This window comes from Beduinella massiliensis (assembly GCF_900199405.1).
GTDB lineage: Bacteria > Bacillota > Clostridia > Christensenellales > Aristaeellaceae > Beduinella > Beduinella massiliensis.
This window is the reverse complement of record NZ_LT963430.1, coordinates 1832810-1853817: the sequence shown is the minus strand read 5'-3', so window position 1 is coordinate 1853817 and position 21008 is coordinate 1832810. Positions and strand designations below refer to the sequence as shown.

Genomic DNA, 21008 nt, shown 5'->3' with positions numbered 1-21008 from the left:
TCGACTCTCTTTTTTGAATGGAATCCGGCAGCGACCTACTCTCCCGGGCCGTCACCAGCCAAGTACCATCGGCGCATAAGGGCTTAACTTCTGTGTTCGGTATGGGAACAGGTGGATCCCCTTCGCCATTGCCACCGGAAATCTCTCAAGGTCTTCGTACCTTGAAAACTGCACACCCAGCCTTCCAACATCCTGCGCTCTTCAACCAATCTCGCTTTTCCGTACTCTCGTACGCTCTTTTACGTTGGCCTCTTCTAAGATTCTCTCGCAGCTCTTTCCAGCCGCTTCTTAGATCAAGCCCTCGACCGATTAGTATCATCAAGCTCCAAACATTACTGCTCTTCCACCGATGACCTATCTCCTGGTAGTCTTCCAGGGGTCTTACTTCTTTCGAATGGGACACTTCTTCTTGAGGGGGGCTTCACGCTTAGATGCCTTCAGCGTTTATCCCGTCCGCACTTCGCTTCCCTGCTGTGCCGTTGGCACGACAACAGTTGCACCAGTGGTGCGTCCACTCCGGTCCTCTCGTACTAGGAGCAGCTCCTCTCATGTGTCCTACGCCCACGATGGATAGGGACCGAACTGTCTCACGACGTTCTGAACCCAGCTCGCGTGCCGCTTTAATTGGCGAACAGCCAAACCCTTGGGACCTGCTTCAGCCCCAGGATGCGACGAGCCGACATCGAGGTGCCGAACCTCCCCGTCGATGTGGACTCTTGGGGGAGATCAGCCTGTTATCCCCGAGGTAGCTTTTATCCGTTGAGCGACGGCAATTCCACTCTATACCGCCGGATCACTAAGTCCTACTTTCGTACCTGCTCGACTTGTCAGTCTCGCAGTCAAGCACCCTTCTGCCTTTACGCTCTTTGAATGGTTTCCATCCATTCTGAGGGTACCTTTGAGCGCCTCCGTTACTCTTTCGGAGGCGACCGCCCCAGTCAAACTGCCCGCCTGACACTGTCCTTCCGCCGGTTCACGGCTTGAAGTTAGAATTTCAATAACAGAAGAGTGGTATCCCAACGGCCGCTCCACGAAGACTGACGTCCTCGCTTCTTAGCGTCCCACCTATCCTGTACATCCGTTATCAAAATCCAATGTCAGGTTACAGTAAAGCTCTACGGGGTCTTTCCGTCCAGTCGCGGGTAATGTGCATCTTCACACATACTTCAATTTCACCGGGCCCCCTGTTGAGACAGCTCACAAGTCGTTACGCCATTCGTGCGGGTCGGAACTTACCCGACAAGGAATTTCGCTACCTTAGGACCGTTATAGTTACGGCCGCCGTTTACTGGGGCTTCGGTTCTCTGCTTCGGGTTTCCCCTAACACTTCCCCTTAACCTTCCAGCACCGGGCAGGCGTCAGCACCTATACGTCAGCTCTCGCTTTCGCAGATACCTGTGTTTTTGCTAAACAGTCGCTTGTGACTATTCTCTGCGACCTCTTTCGAGGCACCCCTTCTCCCGAAGTTACGGGGTCATTTTGCCGAGTTCCTTAACAGGGGTTCTCCCGTCCGTCTCAGGATTCTCTCCTCGCCCACCTGTGTCGGTTTCCGGTACGGGCACCTTCAGGCTCACTAGCAGCTTTTCTCGCCAGCGTGAACTCAGACGCTTCGCTACTTATTTTCGCTCCCCGTCACGCCTCAGCTTTTAGGACTGCGTACTTCACTACAGCCCAACCTCGACGCTTGGACGCGGTTGACCATCACCGCGCTCGTCTTATCCTTCTGTGTCACTGCTTCGCTCAATCGCCTGTCGGTGGTGCAGGAATCTCAACCTGCTGTCCATCGCCTACGACTTCCGTCCTCGGCTTAGGCCCCGACTTACCCTGGGTGGATGAACCTTCCCCAGGAATCCTTGGGCTTTCGACGCCCATGTTTCTCGCATGGGTCTCGCTACTCATACCGGCATTCTCTCTTCCATGCAGTCCACTGGTGCTCCCGCTCCAGCTTCCGCCCGCATGCAATGCTCCTCTACCGATGCTTACGCATCCCGCCGCTTCGGTGTTACGTTTTAGCCCCGTTACATCTTCGGCGCTGAACCACTCGACCAGTGAGCTATTACGCACTCTTTAAATGTGTGGCTGCTTCTAAGCCAACATCCTGGTTGTCTCTGCAATCCAACATCCTTTTCCACTTAACGTATACTTTGGGACCTTAGCGGACGATCTGGGGTGTTCCCCTTTTGACCGCGGAACTTATCTCTCGCGGCCTGACTCCCGGACATCAATTGTGCGGCATTCGCAGTTTGATAGGGTTCGGTAAGCTTTGTGGCCCCCTAGCCCATTCAGTGCTCTACCTCCGTCAATCTAATCCGAGGCTAGCCCTAAAGCTATTTCGAGGAGAACCAGCTATCTCCGGGTTCGATTGGAATTTCTCCGCTATCCACAGGTCATCCCCGCCTTTTTCAACAGACGTCTGGTTCGGTCCTCCATGAAACTTTACTTCCACTTCAACCTGCCCATGGATAGGTCACCCGGTTTCGGGTCTACGTCATGCAACTCGACGCCCTCTTCAGACTCGCTTTCGCTTCGGCTTCAGACCTTCAGTCCTTAACCTCGCTGCATAACGTAACTCGCCGGTCCGTTCTACAAAAAGTACGAGATCGCACCTTTATCGTGCTCTCTCTGCTTGTAAACACAGGGTTTCAGGTTCTCTTTCACTCCCCTCCCGGGGTTCTTTTCACCTTTCCCTCACGGTACTATGCGCTATCGGTCACTGGATCGTATTTAGCCTTGGAGGGTGGTCCCTCCTGCTTCCCACCGGATTTCTCGTGTCCTGCGGTACTCTGGTACCGGCTAGCCGTGTCTGCCTTTCGCTTACGGGGCTCTTACCCTCTCTGGCGGCGCTTTCCAGCGCTCTTCTTCTAAGCTTTCACGTACATGTCGCCGGCCCACAACCCCAGCCGACCGTAGTCTGCTGGTTTGGGCTCTTTCCCGTTCGCTCGCCGCTACTTAGGAAATCGATGTTTCTTTCTTTTCCTCCGGGTACTTAGATGTTTCAGTTCCCCGGGTGCCCTCTCCCCAGGCTATCTATTCACCTGGGAGTGACGGGACATTGCTCCCGCCGGGTTTCCCCATTCAGATATCCACGGATCTAAGCCTGCTTGCGGCTCCCCGTGGCTTTTCGCAGCTTGCCACGTCTTTCTTCGGCCTCCAGTGCCATGGCATCCACCCTGTGCCCTTAGTATCTTGATCGTCTTTCATACTCTCGTATGCTGAGAATCTTTCCTGAGACCAACTGCAAAATTGTTTCGCAACTGGTTGTTTTCTTCACAAGATGTTTTCCATCTGGTTGTGCAGTTTTCAAGGTGCGCCGCGCACCGCCTCGCTTCGCGAGACCCACCCTTTTCCAGGGTATGTGCGCCTCAGGGGTTCTTCAATCCCTGAAAACGATACAGCTTAGAGATTTCTCCGCATCCGCAACCGGCAGTCTCTTCTTTGACGCTCTCGCGTCTTCAGTGCTTTACACTGTTTTCTTCTTCCACACAGTCTCCTGTGCTTCTTCGACCTAAAGATGAGCTCGGATGTTTCCATCTTCGCTTTCTCCCTAGAAAGGAGGTGATCCAGCCGCACCTTCCGATACGGCTACCTTGTTACGACTTCACCCCAGTCATTGGTCTCACCTTCGAAGGCTGACCCCTTTCGGTTATCTCACCCGCTTCGGGTGCTCCCAACTCCCATGGTGTGACGGGCGGTGTGTACAAGGCCCGGGAACGTATTCACCGCGGCATGCTGATCCGCGATTACTAGCAACTCCGACTTCATGTGGGCGGGTTGCAGCCCACAATCTGAACTGGGACCACTTTTATGAGATTCGCTCTACCTTACGATTTCGCTCCTCTTTGTAGTGGCCATTGTAGCACGTGTGTAGCCCAGGTCATAAGGGGCATGATGATTTGACGTCGTCCCCACCTTCCTCCGAGTTGTCCCCGGCGGTCTCTCCAGAGTCCTCGCCTCTACGCGTTAGTAACTGGAAACAAGGGTTGCGCTCGTTGCGGGACTTAACCCAACATCTCACGACACGAGCTGACGACAACCATGCACCACCTGTCTCAGATTGAGCAAGCTCACACCGTATCTCTACGGCTTTACCTGGATGTCAAGACCTGGTAAGGTTCTTCGCGTTGCTTCGAATTAAACCACATGCTCCGCTGCTTGTGCGGGCCCCCGTCAATTCCTTTGAGTTTCAACCTTGCGGCCGTACTCCCCAGGCGGAATGCTTATTGTGTTTACTCCGGCACAGAAGGGGTCGATACCTCCTACACCTAGCATTCATCGTTTACAGCGTGGACTACCAGGGTATCTAATCCTGTTTGCTCCCCACGCTTTCGCGCCTCAGCGTCAGTTACAGTCCAGAAAGCCGCCTTCGCCACTGGTGTTCCTCCCGATCTCTACGCATTTCACCGCTACACCGGGAATTCCGCTTTCCTCTCCTGCTCACAAGCCCAGCATTATCCAAAGCAATTCCCACCTTGAAAGCGGGACTTTCACTTCAGACTTACCAGGCCGCCTACGCGCCCTTTACGCCCAATCATTCCGGACAACGCTCGCCCCCTACGTATTACCGCGGCTGCTGGCACGTAGTTAGCCGGGGCTTCCTCCTATGGTACCGTCATTCTTTTCGTCCCATAGGACAAAGGTTTACGACCCGAAAGCCTTCTTCCCTCACGCGGCGTTGCTGGGTCAGGGTTTCCCCCATTGCCCAATATTCCCCACTGCTGCCTCCCGTAGGAGTTTGGACCGTCTCTCAGTTCCAATGTGGCCGATCACCCTCTCAGGTCGGCTACTGATCGTCGCCTTGGTGGGCCGTTACCTCACCAACTAGCTAATCAGACGCGAGCCCATCTCTCACCGGATTGCTCCTTTGACCCCTATGCCATGTGGCACTGTGGTCTCATGCGGTATTAGCGCATCTTTCGATGCGTTATCCCCCTGTGAAAGGCAGGTTGCTCACGCGTTACTCACCCGTCCGCCGCTAGAATCATTTCCGAGCAAGCTCTTCCTTGATCCCCGCTCGACTTGCATGTGTTAGGCACGCCGCCAGCGTTCGTCCTGAGCCAGGATCAAACTCTTATGTTCAATCCTTTATCTCCTCTTGGTGTTCCGGTTTGCACCGGCTCACACAAGATTCAAAACTCTTCTCAGAATTAACTGTCTTTTCCTTGCGTTTGCGTTTCTTTTCTCTATTCTGTATCGTTTTCAAGGATCGTTTCTGTGCAGCTTGCGAGAAGTTTTTCACTCGCTCGCTGACAGCTTGATTAGTATACCAAGAACATTTGGATTTGTCAACCCCTTTTTTGAGGTTTTTTGTCGTTTTTTCGATTCTTTTGTCGGATCGTCCTTCGCGCGTATGCGCGCCCGCCCCGCGTCACAAACTATGGATGCTTTTAAACATCAACAGCAAGGAGGCCCATCATGAATCCATTTACGCAGACACCCCGCCCCATCGATGAATTCACCCGGAATTGGCAGGAGCTCTATCCAAAGAGCTATGCCAAGATGGATATCAACCCCTTTACGCGTCTTCGCGTCATCCTCATGAACGGAACGGAATTTGAGGCGACGTTCTTTTCCCATCAGTTCCAGCGCAACTGCCCCAGCAACGACCTGCGCCGTGCGCTCGCCGAGACGCGCCGCCAGGAACAGCAGCAGCAAAAGACGATCTCCTGCCTCAAGCCGATCGACGAGAACGTGCTTGAACACACCATCGGATACGAGCAGCTCGCCGTGGAACTCACTGCCATTCTCGCCCAGCGCGAACCGGACCCCTACGTAAAGGCGGCGCTGGACTTTGCGCTACTTGAAGACTTCGACCACCTCTACCGCTACGCCGACCTGATGGATCTGGAGGGCAGCGGCAAGGCCGAATTGTACGTCGGCGGCTATACCGAGATCATGCCCGGACGCCCCACCATCGCGCACCACCGCCATCCCTTTGACTCCGTGCGCCGCTTCACGAACTTTATGCAGGCCCACCCGCTCACCAAACTGGACGTATCCATCATCACCGCTGCCGAGCAGCAGACGATGAACTACTACATGAACAACGCCTGCTTCTACACTTCCGACCTGGGCCGCAACCTCTATCAGGAAATCGCCCAGGTCGAAGAGCAGCACGTGACGCACTACGGCAGCCTGTTGGATCCAAACCGCACGTGGCTGGAAAACCTGCTGCTGCACGAATACACCGAGTGTTACCTGTACTACTCCTGCAGCCAGGACGAATGCGACCCAACCGTCAAGCCGCTGTGGGACTACTTCTATGAAATGGAGGTCGCGCACCTGCATCAGGCCGCGCAGCTTTTGCAGCAGTACGAAGGCAAAGACTGGCAGCAGGTCATCCCGAACGGAGAATTTCCCCTGCTGCTCGCTTTCAAAGGCAACAAGGATTACGTCCGCCAGGTGCTTCAGAACACGGTGGAAAACACCGCGTATTGCGAACAGTATCTGCCCGTGCAGAACCTGCCCGCCGATTCGCGCTTTTCGCAATATCAGCTCAAGGTCAACCCGACGCCCGAGGTCGAGCCGGGGCATCTCGTCATACAGGCGGACATTCAGCAAAACGCTCAGGACTACCGCTGCGAGGATTCCCCCAACCCCATCCCCGCCCTTCGCGACCGCACGCAGGACAACACCTCCGTCGGCCGCCCCTCACAGCTTCGCTGACGGATGACAGGCACGCGCGGGTGTGATATAATAGGAGCAACATCTTCCCCACGGATTGCGTCGGCCCGCGTATGCGAGCTTCTGTCGCTTCACCGGGGAAAAGGAGGGTCATCCTATGGATATGAATCGCATTCTGCGCACGGTGGATCATACGCTGCTGACGCAAACCGCTACATGGCCGGAAATTCAAGCGATCTGCGACGACGGTCTCGCGTATCATACCGCCTCCGTGTGCATCCCCGCGTGCTACGTTAAGCAGGCGGCGGATTACGTACAAGGCAGCCTGCCCATTTGCACGGTCATCGGCTTCCCCAACGGTTACAGCACGACGGCGGCCAAGTGCTATGAGACGTCCGACGCCGTATACAACGGCGCAAGCGAAATCGACATGGTCATCAACATCGGCATGCTCAAGGAAGGCCGCTATGACGCCTTGCTCGAGGAGATCAACGAGGTCAAGCGCTCCTGCGAAGGGCGCCTGCTCAAGGTCATCATCGAGACCTGCCTGCTCACCGAGGCGGAAAAGGTCAAGATGTGCGAAATCGTAAACGAATCGGACGCCGATTTCATCAAGACCTCCACGGGCTTCAGCAAGGGCGGCGCGACGCGCGAGGACATCGCGCTCTTTAAGGCGCACATGAAGCGCGGCAAGGGCATCAAGGCGGCAGGCGGCATCCGTTCGCTTCAAGACGCGGAGGATTTCCTAAATTTAGGCGCGACGCGTCTTGGCACCAGTTCGGTCGTAAAGCTCATCAAAAACGAACAGCTTGGCGCCTATTGACGCGGCGGTAGGGCAAGAAGGAGGCATCGACGATGAAGCTATCCGTCTTTTACGATCACCTCCTCGAGGGCGCAGCCCAGCGCAGCATTTCGCTTTCGCAGGCGCTATGCGAGGTACGCGCTGCCGGCATCGAATGCGTAGAGCTCGACTTTGACGCCGTGTCCGCCGACCCGAAGGGACTGCGTGCGACGCTTCAAAGCGCGAATTTGCAGGCGGGCAGTCTCTACGGCTTCTTCGATTTCGGCCATCAAAATCAATCAGCCCGTGCCCGCGCGCTACTCGATTGCGCCGACGACATGGGCGCGCGATATGTGCTCGCCGTCCCTGGATTTCTGGAACCAGTCGACGATGAAGTGGCGTGCATGGCCCGCATGGACGAATCGCTGCACAGCCTTTGCGCCGAGGCGTCCGCGCGCGGCATCACCGTATTGATGGAGGACTTCGACAGCATCTCCGCGCCCTACGCCACCGCTCGCCAGCTCCGCCGATTTCTCGACGCCGTACCCGATCTCCGCTGCGCGCTGGATACGGGCAATTTTCTCTATTCTGGCGAGGACGTGCTGAACGCCTTCCCCCTCTTGGCTAACCGTATTCGCTACGTGCACTTGAAGGACCGCGCGCGCAGTCCGCGTCCGGGCGAAAAGGGCGTACCTGACGCCAAAGGCTGCATGCTCTACAGCGCCAGCGTGGGCATGGGCGTCATCCCGATAGCCGAATGCCTGCGGCAGCTTTTTGCGATCGGCTACGACGGCACGCTCGCCATCGAGCACTTCGGCTCGCCCGACCAGCTTGGAGATATCGGGCGCTCCGCCGCGTTCGTGCGCGCGCTGCTCTGATTGTTCCGCATGAGGGCTTGTGCCAAAAAATCCATAAACGGTCTGTCCGCATGACGGCGCCGTTTATGGATTTCTTTTTTATGCCTGATAAGTCCTCATCGCTGCCCATAATAGGCGTTCGGGCCGTGCTTGCGAAGGAAGTGCTTGTCCTTGATGTAGTCCGGCATATCCGGGCGCGGCGACGCACAGGGCAGCGCCTCGGTATGCCATGCCATCATCGCGACCTCTTCGAGCACCACCGCGTTGTGCAGCGCCTCCAGCGCGTCCGCTCCCCAGGCAAAGGGACCGTGGGTATAGAGCAGCGCGCCGGGCACAAACTGGGGATTCAACCCTTTTTCCTCGAAATATGAGACGATGGCCAAGCCTGTTTCGCGCTCGTATGCCCGCTCCACCTGCGCACGTGAGAGCGCGGGGACACAAGGAATGCTGCCGTAGAACGTATCCGCGTGCGTCGTCCCATAGGCCGGAATATCCCGTCCCGCCTGCGCCCAGATCGTCGCCCAGCGCGAATGCGTGTGAACCACGCCACCCGCCTGCGCAAAGCCCCGGTAGATTTCCACGTGCGTCGGCGTATCGGAAGAGGGGTTCAGTTCTCCTTCCGCCTTCCGCCCATCCAGATCCACGACCACCAGTTTTTCCGGCGTCAGCTCTTCGTACGGCACGCCGGAGGGCTTGATGACAAAAAGCCCCTGCTGTCGGTCGATGCCGGACACGTTGCCCCACGTAAAGGTCACGAGGCCGTGCCTAGGCAGCAACATGTTCGCCTCGTACACCTGCTCTCTGAGCGTCTTGAGCATCATGCGTTTCCCCTCCTCAGCGCAGGCAATCGGTCGCGGCCTTTTCGACCGGGATACAGGCCTCGTACCGGCGCATATACCGTACAAAGCCCGATACGTCTTCCGCCAAGGGCGCGAGCGTCTCGCACGCCTTGCCCGCGAACACCCGTCGGTCGAGGTAATCCTCCAGCTTCTCCCCCGGCTCTCGATGCATTCGATAGGCTGCTAGCAGAGCGATGCCCCACGCGCCGCCCTCGCCCGCCGTCTCCATCACGGAAACCGGCGCGTTCAGCGCAGCCGCCATCATTTGCTGGCCGACGCCCTTCGTCTTGAACAGGCCGCCGTGTCCAAAGATCTGATCGATCTTTACTTCTTCCTCCGCCAAGATGTCCATGCCGATCTTCAGCGTTGCCAGCGCCGCGTATAGGTGCGCACGCATGAAGTTTGCGAGCGTGAAACGGCTGTCCGGCGTGCGCAGGAAGAGCGGCCGCCCCTCCTCCAGCTCGGTAATCGGCTCGCCCGATACGTAGTTGTAGGCGACAAGCCCGCCGCAGTCGGCATCCGCCTCCAGCGCCTTGCGGTAAAGCGTGCCGAAGAGCGCGCCCGCGTCGGCCTCCAGCCCCATCTCCTGCGCAAACTCCCCGAACAGATTGACCCATGCGTTCAGGTCCGACGTGCAGTTGTTGCAGTGCGCCATGGCAACCGGCGCGCCAGATGGGGTCGTCACCATGTCGATCTCCGTATGCACCCGCGAAAGCGCGCGCTCCAGCACGATCATCGCAAAGATCGAGGTGCCCGCAGAAACGTTGCCCGTGCGCACGCCTACGCTGTTGGTCGCCGCCATGCCCGTTCCCGCATCCCCTTCCGGTGGACAAAGCGGGATGCCCGCCTCAAGCTCTCCCGAGACGTCCAGCAGGCGCGCGCCCGCCTCCGTGAGGACGCCCGCCTCGTCTCCCGCGCAGAGCACTTGGGGCAGAATGTCCCCAAGCTTCCAGGTAAAGCCGCGCGGGATCAACCTTTCGTCCAGCAGCTCCACCATGCGTGCGTCGAAATCGAGCGCATCGCTGTCAATCGGAAACATTCCAGAGGCATCGCCGATGCCCAGTACGCGCCTGCCGGTGAGCTTCCAGTGCACATAGCCTGAGAGCGTGGTGATGAAAGCGATCTTGCCCACGTGCGCCTCGTCATTGAGAATCGCCTGATACAAATGCGCCACGCTCCAGCGCTGGGGAACGTTAAAGCTAAACAGCTCCGTCAGCTCGGCCGCCGCCTGCGCGGTGGTGGTGTTGCGCCAAGTACGAAAGGGCGTCAGCAACTCTCCCTGCGCGTCAAAGGCCAGATATCCGTGCATCATAGCGCTGATGCCGATGGCTCCGACACGCCGGAGCCTTGCGCCGTACTTTTTCTGCACGTCATCCTTCAAATCGCGGTAGCAATCCTGAAGTCCGCTCCACACGTCTTCCAGACTGTACGTCCAGATGCCGTTTTCCAGCTTGTTTTCCCACGCATGGCTGCCCGAGGCGATCGGTTCGTGATCGTGCCCGATCAGCACCGCCTTGATTCTAGTCGATCCGAGTTCAATGCCCAGAACCGTTTCGCCGTTTTCTATCGCACGTTGCCTGTCCATTGCTTACTCCCCCATCTTTCGTCGCTTTCAAAGCTCTTGCCCAACGTTATTGTTTCTATTCGCCATTTCCCCCGCCGCTTCCTGCCCTCTGCTTCCCCGAAGCCAGACGCGCAGCAGGCGTCAGGCGTATCGTGCGGTTCCGATTCTTCGGACGCCCCGCATGGTAAACCAGCGACGGTACTACGCGTTCCTCCGACGCGCTTCGGCTCTGCAGGACACAGTGGCTCTGCTTTCCATCATCCTCTTTTTTGTATGGTTTCATAGTAACGGTTTTAGAAGCAAAACACAAGCCCGAAATGTGCGTATGGGTGCAAAATTTATGTTCGCAACGCCGGTGTGCAAGGAAACACTCCACCTTCATTGCGGCTAAGATGCAGACGGTCGGGCGGTCTGCGCCCAGCCCCTTTGAATTTTCCATAATGCCACGGACGCATCAGCTCTGCCATGGACCGAAGTCATTCCTTCCTCTTATACAGAGCGTATCTCAAAAGCAAACCGCCTGACGCGATCAAAATCGCGATCTCAGAGTATTTTCACGTCTCAGCGGATTATCTCGTCGGCCTGACGGACGATCCCTGCACGCACAGCGCCCCAAATCACGCTTTTCGCCTTCCACCGCACTTCCTGCCGCAGGCCAAGTCGGAATTGAACGCATTTATCATTACCCGATTTACCCATACAAATAAAGGGCACCCCGAGTAGGGATGCCCTTTTCCGTCTGTAGGATACCGCGCGAAGCGTGGGGATCAGCCCAGCTCTGCGAAGTACTTGATGGTGCGAACCATCTGGCTGGTGTAGCTGTTCTCGTTGTCATACCAGGACACGACCTGCACCTGATAGGTGTCGTCGTCGATCTTGGTGACCATGGTCTGGGTGGAATCAAACAGCGAGCCATAGGTCGAACCGATCACGTCGGAAGAGACGATCTCGTCCGTGTTGTAGCCGAAGGACGCAGAAGCCTGCGCCTTCATCGCGGCGTTGATGGAATCCTTGCTGACGTCCTTGCCCTTGACGACCGCGACCAGAATGGTGGTCGAGCCCGTGGGAACCGGAACGCGCTGCGCGGAGCCGATCAGCTTGCCGTTGAGTTCCGGGATGACCAGGCCGATCGCCTTGGCGGCGCCGGTGCTGTTGGGCACGATGTTCTGCGCGCCGGCACGAGCACGGCGAAGATCACCCTTGCGCTGCGGGCCGTCCAGAATCATCTGATCGCCGGTGTACGCATGCACTGTGGTCATGATGCCCGAGACGATCGGATACTTGTCGTTCAGAGCCTTGGCCATGGGCGCGAGGCAGTTGGTGGTGCAGGACGCCGCAGAGATGACCTTGTCTTCCTTGGTCAGGATGTTCTCGTTGACGGAGAAGACGACGGTGGGCAGATCGTTGCCCGCGGGCGCGGAAATGACGACCTTCTTGGCGCCGGCTTCGACATGCGCCATGGCCTTCGCCTTGCTGGTGTAGAAGCCCGTGCACTCCAGCACGACGTCCACGTCCAGCTCACCCCAGGGCAGTTCGTTCGCCTTGGGCTTGGCGTAGATGGTAATCTCCTTGCCGTTGACGGTGATCGAACCCGGAACCTTCACGGTCTTGCCGTCCTCTTCAAAGACGGGCTCCTTGGAAGACACGGTGTCCTTGAGCTTGTAGCTGCCCTGCGCGGTGTCATACTTGAGCAAATGAGCCAGCATCTTGGGGCTGGTCAGGTCATTGATGGCGACAACTTCATAGCCCTCGGCGTCAAACATCTGACGGAACGCCAGACGGCCGATGCGGCCGAAACCATTGATAGCTACTCTAACCATTGGAATCTCCTCCTGAATAATGGATTCAAGGTCATTTGATACCATCCATATTGTAAACAATAATACGGAAATTTGCAAGGGCTCTGCTGAATTTTCAAAGCCTTTGTGAAATCTTTCTCAATCAGGTCAGTCCGATTGCGCTCACTTGAGCGCGTCCGGGTTGAGGCACTGCAGATCCTGCGGCACGAACAGGCCGTCCCTGCGGATCAGCTCGCCGTCGAAGTACATTTCTCCCCCGCCGTACTCCGGGGTCTGGATGCACACGAGATCCCAGTGGATGGCGCTTTTGTTGCCGTTGGGGCACTCGTCGTAGCAGTTGCCGGGGGTAAAGTGGAAGGAGCCCGCAATCTTTTCGTCGAAGAGCGTATCCTTGATAGCGCTGGTGATGTAAGGGTTGACGCCGATGGCGAATTCGCCCACGTAGCGCGCGCCTTCGTCCGTATCGAACACCCTGTTGACCTTTTCCGTGTCGTTCGCCGTCGCCTTGACGATCTTGCCGCCCTCAAAGGTCAGGCAGACGTTTTCAAACGTCGTCCCCTGGTACAGACTCGCCGTATTGTAGGTGAGGGTGCCGTTCACGCTGTCCTTCACCGGAGCGGTGAACACCTCACCGTCCGGGATGTTCAGCTTGCCGTCGCACTTGATTGCGGGCATGCCCTTGATGGAGAACGTGAGATCCGTTCCCTTGCCAACGATGTGCACCGTTTCCGCCCGCTCCATGCGCGCGACCAGCGCGTCCATCGCGCGGCTCATCTTCGCGTAATCGAGGTTGCAGACGTTGAAGTAGTGGTCCTCGAACGCCTCGGTAGACATACCGGCGGACTGCGCCATGGAAGGCGTCGGGTAGCGCAGCACCACCCACTTGGTGTGCGGCACACGAATCAGGCTGTGCACCGGATGACTGTAAAGCCGCGCGCTGAGCTGCTGCTTGTCCCCGGGCACGTCGCCGGTTTCCATCATGTTGTCGCCCGCGCGGATGCCGATATAGGCCTGCATGTTCTCCATGCGCAGGCTTTCCACCTTCGCCATAAGCTCGAGCTGCGGCTCGCTGCAGTTCATCATCAGCGCGCGGTTGACCGCGGGGTCCTTGATGTCCACAAAGGGATTGCCGCCCGCCGCGTAGATTTCGCGCACCAGCGCGGTCACGAAATCGCGTTCAAAGCCCGTGTTCTCGATGAGCACGTTCTCCCCCGGCTGCACGTCGCACGCGTAGCGCACGATGTTCTTCGCCAGCTTTTCAATTCTCGGGTCCTGCATTTTCATTTCCTCCTCTTCGCGTCGGACGGCTTATGCGCCGACGCTCGTCCTGTCTATCCTGCCCTGCTTCTTTTGCGTCCTGTGGGCTTCGTACATGCGCGCGCCGCGGCGCGCGATGGGGCGCTCAAATGCGTAGGTGATGACCGTGGAGACGGCAAGCGCCAGGAAGAAGCAAAGCAGCGTGTACTGCCACTGCCAGGGCATCTCCCCATCCACGTTCGGTTCCAGCGAAGCGGAGTGCGGAATACCCCACTCGCGCAGCTTGACCGCAAGGTATTGGTGCCAGATGTAAAAGTTAAACGAAACTGCCGAAAAATATCGCATCAAACGGTTTGAAAACAGGCTGCGCCACAGCAGACCGGCGTTCGCGCTGCAGATAATGAACGCGGAAAGCACCGCGCTCAGAGAAAAGCGGTTGCGCATCTGCAAGAGCCGGATGACCTCGTGCGAGCCCGCACCGGCCTGACGCACCACGATGCGCCACAGCGCGCAAAGCAGCATGACCGACAGCGCCGAGAAGAGCATGCGGCTGTAGGCTGAATGGCGAAAGTCCTTGGACAGCTTCACGAAAATCGACGCCGCGAGAAAGCCGTTCGCGTACACGTCAAAGAACGCGGGCAGTTGGTTGACCAGCAATGTCGTATCCGCGCAAAAGACGGACACGAGCCCCCTGTATAGGAAGGATGCGCCCACCATCGCCGCGTACATGGCGGCGGGACGCTTCAAAAATGCCCGGGCCAGGAGCGGAAAGAGCAGATAGAACTGCACCTCGACGGCGAGCGTCCACAGCACGACGTTGAGCTGCGTAGCTACGTAGGTGTCGAACGCAAACACGTGCGTAAATGTCAGGTGGCTGACGAGGTCGCGCGCCATGTAAGCGCCGGAGGTATACGCGCCCTGGGGCAGCGCCACGAAGAAAAAGATCGAAAAGACAGAGAGCCAGTACGAGGGCAGGATGCGCAGCGCACGGCGAACGAAAAAGCCCTTCGTCTCCGGCAGGCTGGGCAGGGGGCTGTCCATCTCCCTCGCATAAGGCAGGTAGAGCAAAAAGCCGCTGATGAGCAGCATCGCGTCCACCCAGATATAACCTGAGCGCACGAGCGGATCCAGATTCAGCGTCGCGCCCCCCATGGTCAGCACCGGCCAAAGCCACGACTGCTGCCAGATATGATACCATGCGACGATGAAGATGCACAGCGCCCGGATGCCGTCGAGCACGCCCACGTGGCGCGTATCGACGGGGGCCCCGGCGTCTTCCCGCCACCGTTTGATCGGATGCATCGGTTCCCTCCTGTATAGCCGCGTTCAAAGCCGCCTTTTCTCAGTATACGACGACGTCCAGGTCGTCGGACGGCGCACCCTGCGCCTTTTCCGCGTTCTCGCCCTCGCCGGCGGGCACGAGCTGCACGACCAGCTTGTGCGGCAGGCAGACGATCGTACGGGCGGCGCGGCGCGTCTCGCCCTGCGAAATGCATACGCCGTCGCGGCAGTTGGCCTCTACCATGCGCACGCCGCCGTCCTTCACCTCGATGACGTTGAGGCTGCCGTCGGCCTGCGGGATTTCATAGGTGGCGTCCCTGGAAAGCGGCGCGTTCAGCACGACGGCGCCGTCCACCGTCACCTGCACCTGCGATACGTCCCTGGGCTCCAGCAGACGCGCAGCACCCATGCCCAAAAGTGCTACCGCCGCGATCACTAAAATCAGAATCAGATCTTTTCGCTTCATCATGCTCATTCCTGTGCGCGGGTGTAGCGCACGGTCTCCCCGCCCTCTTCGCGTTTCAGGGTCATCCGTCCGGCATCCATGGAGACGATGGCGTAGGTTTTCCCCGTCGGGTGCGGGGCGGTGCCGATCATCAGCGCGTAGCCGTTCACGTCGAAGTAGTATTCCCCGCCGTCGAAGGTGCAAGTCCCATCCGCGCGAAATTCCACCATGTCCTCCGTTCCTTCCCGCGTCCATGAGCCTACGATCAAATATACAAACCCGTCCAGGAGCTTTGCGCTGTCCTTATATCCGTTGGCCGCTTCAAGGTACGGCATGGCCTCCAGACGGCTGCCCGCCTCGATCAGGTTTTTTGCATACTGGTAGTTCGCCGCCTCGAACAGCGCGTCAAATCCATCGTAAGGCGCGGGCAGGCTCTTCCCAATGTAGGGCTTGCAGCCCTCCACGACGGGCGCATAGTTACCCACGTCCATCTCCAGGTTGAGGTCGGTCCACGTCGCCAGCAGCCAGTCGTCGTATACCTTCTGTGCGCGCTTGGCGGCATCCTCGTATTCGCCAAGCGAGAGAAACGCAGCGCCCGCCGCTTCCGGATTTCCCGCCTTTTCCTGTTCCTCGGCATATCGGTACAGGCTGTCCTTTGCGCGCTTTTCGGCGTCCAGGTAGCCCGCCGCTTCCTCGTACTTCGCAGAAGCTTCCTGCAGCCTGCCCGCCTCCGCGAGTGCCTGCGCCTGCGCGTATGGGCAGGAAAGCGCCCGGTCGTAGGCGTCGCGGTAGCTGCCCAGCGCCTCAAAGAGCAAGCGCGCGCCGTCGTAATCGCCGGTGGAATACAGCTTGTCCGCTGCACCGTAGTTTGCCTCCAGCACCTTGCGGGAAGCATCCGAATATTTTCCCAGCGCTTCAAAGCGTTTGGCCGCTTCGTCGTACCTGCCCTCTTCCAGCGCATGCTGCGCGGCGAGGTACCGCGTCTGCTGCGCGCGCGACGCGGCGCCGTCGTAATCGCCCATCGCCTCGTACTGCTCGATCGCCTCGTCGTACCGTCCCTCGTTTGCGAGGCTTTCCGCACGCATAAAGCGCGCGCGCTGCACCTGCGCGTCCGCGTCCTTGTATCCGGAGACGCGCGTAAGGTAGCCGATCGCCCTGTCGTAATCCCCCTCACCCAGCGAAGCCATGCCCGGTAGATACAGCGCCTCCTGCCAGAGGATCTGCGCGTCCTCGTAATCGCCCAGGCCCTTGAAAAGATCGCTCGCCGCCTCGTAATCGCCGCCGTTCATGAGCTCGACACCGTGGCCATAGCGCGCGCGAGCGAGCTGCTCGGGCGCGTCCTGATACGCACCCAGCGCCTCAAAGGAAACGATCGCCGCTTCATACGCGCCTTCCTTCAGCGACCCGGCCGCGTCCTGATACGCGCACGCCCTGGCGCGCTCCGCCGCGTCCTCGTAATCGGGGATGGAACCGAAGAGCTCCGCCGCACGCGCGAAGGCGCCCGCTTCCATCTCCAGCCCCGCCAGCGCGTAAGTGCACTCCTCGCCCTTTTCGTCCGCTTCCTCGTAACCGGGGAGCGCGCGGAATCGCTTTAAGGCGTCCCCGTACTCCCCCGACTCCATCGCCGCAAGCGCGAGGGCATAACTGACCTCCTGCGCCTGCGCATCCGCTTCCTTGTACCCGGAAAGCCCAAGCAGCAGCGTTTCCGCCTCTGCCTCCCGCTTCTCTTCCCGATACAGGAGCGCCAGGCGATAGCGCGCTTCCCGCTCCTGCTCCGCCGCTTCCGGCAGGGAGAGCGCCAGCAGGCGTTCCTGCGCTTCGAGCAGCGAAGACTCGTCCCCCGCGTCAAGCAGCGAAAGGGCGATTTGATATTCCGCATCGTCCGCCTGTGCGGGCGCGTCGCGATAGTCGCCCAGGTTCAGGAACGTCTCCTTCGCCTGCGCGGCCCGGTCGCTTCTGAGCAGATATCGCCCATATTGATAGTGAAATTCCGGGACGCCCCAGGTGATGGTCGCGTAAGCGCCCGCGGCGACGATCACCGCCGCGGCCACCGTGCCCGTGACGATACGGCGGCGGCGGCGGCGGCGCTGCATCTCCTGCTGGCGCGCGAATTCCTTTTCAGAGGCCTCCTGACGCGCGCGCTGAGCAATTTCTTCCAATTCTGCCTCGCGCTTTTGAATGACCGCGTCCACGGCGTCCTCGCTGTACTTTTCAAACACCTCTTCCCGTACGCGCTCGCAGCGGCGGCACACCTTTTCAGAGGCTGCGTTTGCGCGTCCGCACACGCACAGCCAGACGGGGCCCTGCTCCTCCGGGTAGCCGACCGCGTCCTCGCCTGCGACGAAGCGCAGCATTTCCCGCCGGCGTCCCTCCGGGATGATGTTGGGAATGTACTCCTGCGTGGAGGCGTTGTCCCGCCGCCAGATCGAGGCATCGTCAAACCAGACCTTTTCGACGACCAGCTCGATGGAGGCGATGTCCGGGTCGTCCTCCAGCGGCACGTCGGCCACGAAGTTTTCGCGTCCCGCGCCCTTCAGGTCCATCACGCGCTCCACCACACGCTGCTTGAGGTTCCCCTGCTGATCCAGGCAGGTCAGCGTTACCTGCACGCTGGAAACCTGCTTTCTTTCCAAATTAAAAAACGTAAGGCTGCACGCAGGCCGCTCCTGCGTGGGCAGCTCGAATGCAAACAGCTCTATCGGGCATGTCAGGTCAATTTTCATCCTTTGTCGCCTCCGATCCCGGCGCTCCCGCGCACGCGTCTGTCGAAAATACCCCAGTAGAAATGATAAGTTCAAAACGGCGTTTTGTCAATCAATGCACAGCATTTCCCAAAGAATGGGGCGCACATTGACACAGCCCCTCCGCGTTGCTATAATGCATGCGGGCCGCGGTTCCGCGGCCGGAAGGATGAAAATATGAGCGACGAAAAGGTTGCGCTGCGCGCGCTGTGTCTGGCGGCGCGCATCATATTGGAAAACGGCGGCGAGACGTACCGCGTGGAGGAAACCGTCATGCGCATGGCGGGCGGACTCGGGCTCAGGGAAGCGCGCGTAGTGGCGTTTCCGACCAGCCTGTTCGTCACCCTCGGCACGCGCACCATTACCCTGCGCGTCGCGCGCCGCGGCACGGATCTGAGCCGCCTCGCGTCGGCCAACGACATTTCGCGCCATGTGGCCCTCGGCCATATGGACGCGGCGGAGGCCGAGCGCGCGCTGCTCGCGCTCGCCGCTTCCCCCGCCCCGGCTCAGCCGCTGCTCATCGCGGCCTCCGGCGTGTGCGCGGCGATGTTCGCCCTGATGTTTCGGGGCAGCCCCGCGGCCGCGCTCGTCGCGCTCCTGACCGGCGCGCTCTCGCAGGCGGTGGCCCCCTGCTTTTCAAAGCTTGAGATGTCGCAGCTCGTCACCAATGCCGTCGGCGGCTTCCTGACCGCCTTCATCGCCGTCGGGCTCAACTTTTATTTCCCCTATCATACCCCGAACGCCGCCATCGCGGGCGGCATCATGCCGCTGCTCTCGGGGCTTTTGATGACCAATGCCATGCGCGACACCATGTACGGCGATCTCGTCTCCGGCGTATCCCGCGCGGTGGAGGCGCTGCTCATCGCGGCGACCGTCGCCTGCGGGGTCTTCGTGGCGCTCAAATTCTGGGCTTTGTTTGGGGGGCTGTAAGCATGATGTACTTCGCCGTTTCCGCGGTCAGCGCCTTCTTTGCGGCGGGCGCCTTCGCTTTGCTCTTTCATGCGCCCCGGCGCACGGTTTTTCCATCCTGCGCGATCGGCATGGCGGGCTACCTGCTTTACGTCGTGCTGGCCGAGGCGGGCACCGGCGCCGTGTCCTGCTATTTTTTCGGCGCGCTGCTCATGAGCGCCCTTTGCGAAATGGCCGCGCGCAGGCTCAAGATGCCCGCGACCGTGTTTCTTTCCAGTTCTCTGGTAACGCTCGTGCCCGGATACGACCTGTACCAGCTCATGCTCTCCCTCGTGCAGAACGACGGCTCGCTCGCCGCCGCGCACGGCGTCGCGGCTTTGCAGGGCGTCATGGCCATCGCGGCGGCTACCGCCGTCTGCTCCGTCGTCTTTCGGGCGATAAAGCCGCGGAAAACCGCGGCTTCATAAAATGGATCTGCTGTTTCCGGCCGGCGCGCCGGATTTTTTATTCAGACAAAAAACGTCTTTAAGCGATTCGTCGTTCCGGCAATTCCCTTTCGCTTCAATCGAATGGGACGACCCAACGGTCGCCGGCTGCGAAAGCGTCGAAGCACATCTTCACCTGTTCGCGATTGCACTTGTCCTCCGAAAGGCACGGCAGGTCGCCATAGGAGAAGTAGCCGCTTTCCACCGTCTCGACGTTCTGTCGGAAACAGCCGAAGCGCGCGCTGCACAGCACGAACACTTTGCAGATGCCGTAGGCGTAGGCGGGCGTGTTATGACGGTTCCGATCCTGCACGGCGATGATGCGCTCCGCGTGCACGCTCAGCCCCGCCTCCTCCAGCACCTCTTTTTCCGCGTTGGAGCGGACGGACTCCATCACATCGCACCAGCCCCCGGGCAGCGCCCAGTCCCCGTTCCGCTCGTGAACGAGCAGAATCTTCCCTTCTCGAAAGACAGCCGCTCGCGTATCAATCTTGGGCGTCTGATATCCCGTCTCATTGCAGAACAGCTTCTTCACCGTTTCCAGCGGCATCTGCGCCTGATAGGCGATCATCTCCGCCGAGATGTCCCGGATGCGCGTGTAGCGCTCCTGATCGTAGGGATCCTTGCCATACGTCAGCCCCGCCTGCGCGATGAATTGCAGTTCCTTGGCCCAATCGATCCATCTTTCGTTCATGGATGATTCCCCTTTTCCACGTCAAAGCTCGTAAAGCCTTGCCACTTCTTCTTCCGTCAGCTCACGCCACTGCCCGCGCTCCAAAGAGCCCAGCTGCAGCGGGCCGAACTGTACGCGCCTGAGCATCAGCACGCGGTGGCCGACCGCCTCAAACATCCGGCGCACCTGACGGTTGCGTCCCTCGTGAATCGTCACCAGCGCCACCGTCGCAAACGCCTCCTGGCGGATGACGCGCACCTTCGCGGGCGACGTGCGTCGGCTTTCACCAGGCAGTAGCACGCCCGCGCGCAGGCGGCGGATGCTCTCAAGAGACAGGTCGCCCGTCACGCGCGCGAGATATACCTTGTCCACCTCGCGGCTGGGATGCAACAGCCGCTGTGCCAGCTCGCCGTCGTTCGTGAGCAGCAGCAGCCCTTCGCTGTCGTAATCCAGCCTCCCTACGGGATAGATGCGCTCCGGGATCTCGCTCTTGAAGCGGTCGAGCACCGTCTCGCGCCCCTTGTCGTCGCTCGCGGTCGTCACCTCTCCCGCGGGCTTGTGGTAAAGAATGTAGCGCTTCTTCGCCTCCGGCTGCACGGTTTCGCCGTCCACCGTGACGCGCTGCCCTTCCTCTACCTGCGTACCCAGCTCGGTGATCTTCACCCCGTCCACGCAGACGCGGCCTTCCAGGATGATTTCCTCGCATTTTCTGCGGGAGGCGACGCCACAAAGCGCCAGATATTTCTGTAAACGCAT

The 21008-nt window shown here is 59.3% G+C and carries 14 protein-coding genes and 3 rRNA genes; 5 read left to right on the top strand and 12 right to left on the bottom strand.

Annotated elements, in window-relative coordinates:
- Positions 1-22 precede the first annotated feature (22 nt).
- From rrf to C1725_RS09045, 3 genes are all read right to left on the bottom strand, one after another.
- Positions 23-139, bottom strand: a 5S ribosomal RNA gene (rrf, locus tag C1725_RS09055).
- A gap of 150 nt (positions 140-289) precedes the next feature.
- Positions 290-3192: ribosomal RNA gene (locus C1725_RS09050) — 23S ribosomal RNA — on the bottom strand.
- Between the two features lie 356 nt (positions 3193-3548).
- Positions 3549-5076: ribosomal RNA gene (locus C1725_RS09045) — 16S ribosomal RNA — on the bottom strand.
- The 16S, 23S and 5S rRNA genes sit together here, the layout of an rRNA operon.
- Before the next feature lie 336 nt (positions 5077-5412).
- Between C1725_RS09045 and C1725_RS09040 the strand changes: the two genes are divergently transcribed.
- From C1725_RS09040 to C1725_RS09030, 3 genes are all read left to right on the top strand, one after another.
- Entirely contained in the window at positions 5413-6663 is a 1251-nt protein-coding gene (locus tag C1725_RS09040; protein ID WP_102411296.1) for a hypothetical protein, read from the top strand.
- 115 nt (positions 6664-6778) lie between these two features.
- Entirely contained in the window at positions 6779-7444 is a 666-nt protein-coding gene (gene deoC / locus C1725_RS09035; protein WP_102411295.1) for a deoxyribose-phosphate aldolase, read from the top strand.
- 32 nt (positions 7445-7476) lie between these two features.
- Entirely contained in the window at positions 7477-8280 is an 804-nt protein-coding gene (locus tag C1725_RS09030; protein ID WP_102411294.1) for a TIM barrel protein, read from the top strand.
- Positions 8281-8375: 95 nt separating this feature from the next.
- Here the strand turns inward: C1725_RS09030 and C1725_RS09025 are convergent, their stop codons facing one another.
- The 7 genes from C1725_RS09025 to C1725_RS08990 all read right to left on the bottom strand — a co-directional run bounded on the left by C1725_RS09025 (position 8376) and on the right by C1725_RS08990 (position 18167).
- Entirely contained in the window at positions 8376-9077 is a 702-nt protein-coding gene (locus tag C1725_RS09025; protein ID WP_102413294.1) for an L-ribulose-5-phosphate 4-epimerase AraD, read from the bottom strand.
- A 16-nt stretch (positions 9078-9093) separates the two neighbouring features.
- Positions 9094-10683, bottom strand: coding sequence for an FGGY-family carbohydrate kinase (locus C1725_RS09020; RefSeq protein WP_102411293.1), 1590 nt, complete (start codon positions 10681-10683; stop codon positions 9094-9096).
- 746 nt (positions 10684-11429) lie between these two features.
- Entirely contained in the window at positions 11430-12482 is a 1053-nt protein-coding gene (gene gap / locus C1725_RS09010; protein ID WP_102411292.1) for a type I glyceraldehyde-3-phosphate dehydrogenase, read from the bottom strand.
- 141 nt (positions 12483-12623) lie between these two features.
- Complete coding sequence (locus C1725_RS09005) at positions 12624-13739, bottom strand: aminopeptidase (protein ID WP_102411291.1); 1116 nt, start codon at positions 13737-13739, stop codon at positions 12624-12626.
- A 30-nt stretch (positions 13740-13769) separates the two neighbouring features.
- Complete coding sequence (locus C1725_RS09000; RefSeq protein WP_102411290.1) at positions 13770-15020, bottom strand: acyltransferase family protein; 1251 nt, start codon at positions 15018-15020, stop codon at positions 13770-13772.
- A gap of 40 nt (positions 15021-15060) precedes the next feature.
- Entirely contained in the window at positions 15061-15465 is a 405-nt protein-coding gene (locus C1725_RS08995) for a NusG domain II-containing protein (RefSeq protein ID WP_346026506.1), read from the bottom strand.
- 5 nt (positions 15466-15470) lie between these two features.
- Positions 15471-18167: a hypothetical protein gene (locus C1725_RS08990; protein WP_102411288.1), complete on the bottom strand. Its 2697-nt coding sequence runs from the start codon at positions 18165-18167 to the stop codon at positions 15471-15473.
- 195 nt (positions 18168-18362) lie between these two features.
- On the opposite strand from C1725_RS08990, the gene C1725_RS08985 reads away from it, so the two are divergent.
- Positions 18363-19115 (top strand): threonine/serine exporter family protein, encoded by a 753-nt coding sequence (locus C1725_RS08985; RefSeq protein ID WP_102411287.1) that lies wholly within the window; start codon positions 18363-18365, stop codon positions 19113-19115.
- Positions 19116-19117: 2 nt separating this feature from the next.
- Complete coding sequence (locus C1725_RS08980) at positions 19118-19561, top strand: threonine/serine exporter family protein (protein WP_102411286.1); 444 nt, start codon at positions 19118-19120, stop codon at positions 19559-19561.
- Positions 19562-19655: 94 nt separating this feature from the next.
- Here the strand turns inward: C1725_RS08980 and C1725_RS08975 are convergent, their stop codons facing one another.
- Positions 19656-20273, bottom strand: a complete 618-nt coding sequence (locus tag C1725_RS08975; protein ID WP_102411285.1) for an NUDIX hydrolase N-terminal domain-containing protein — start codon at positions 20271-20273, stop codon at positions 19656-19658.
- 21 nt (positions 20274-20294) lie between these two features.
- On the bottom strand, positions 20295-21008 hold the full coding sequence (locus C1725_RS08970; RefSeq protein WP_102411284.1) for a pseudouridine synthase: 714 nt from the start codon (positions 21006-21008) through the stop codon (positions 20295-20297).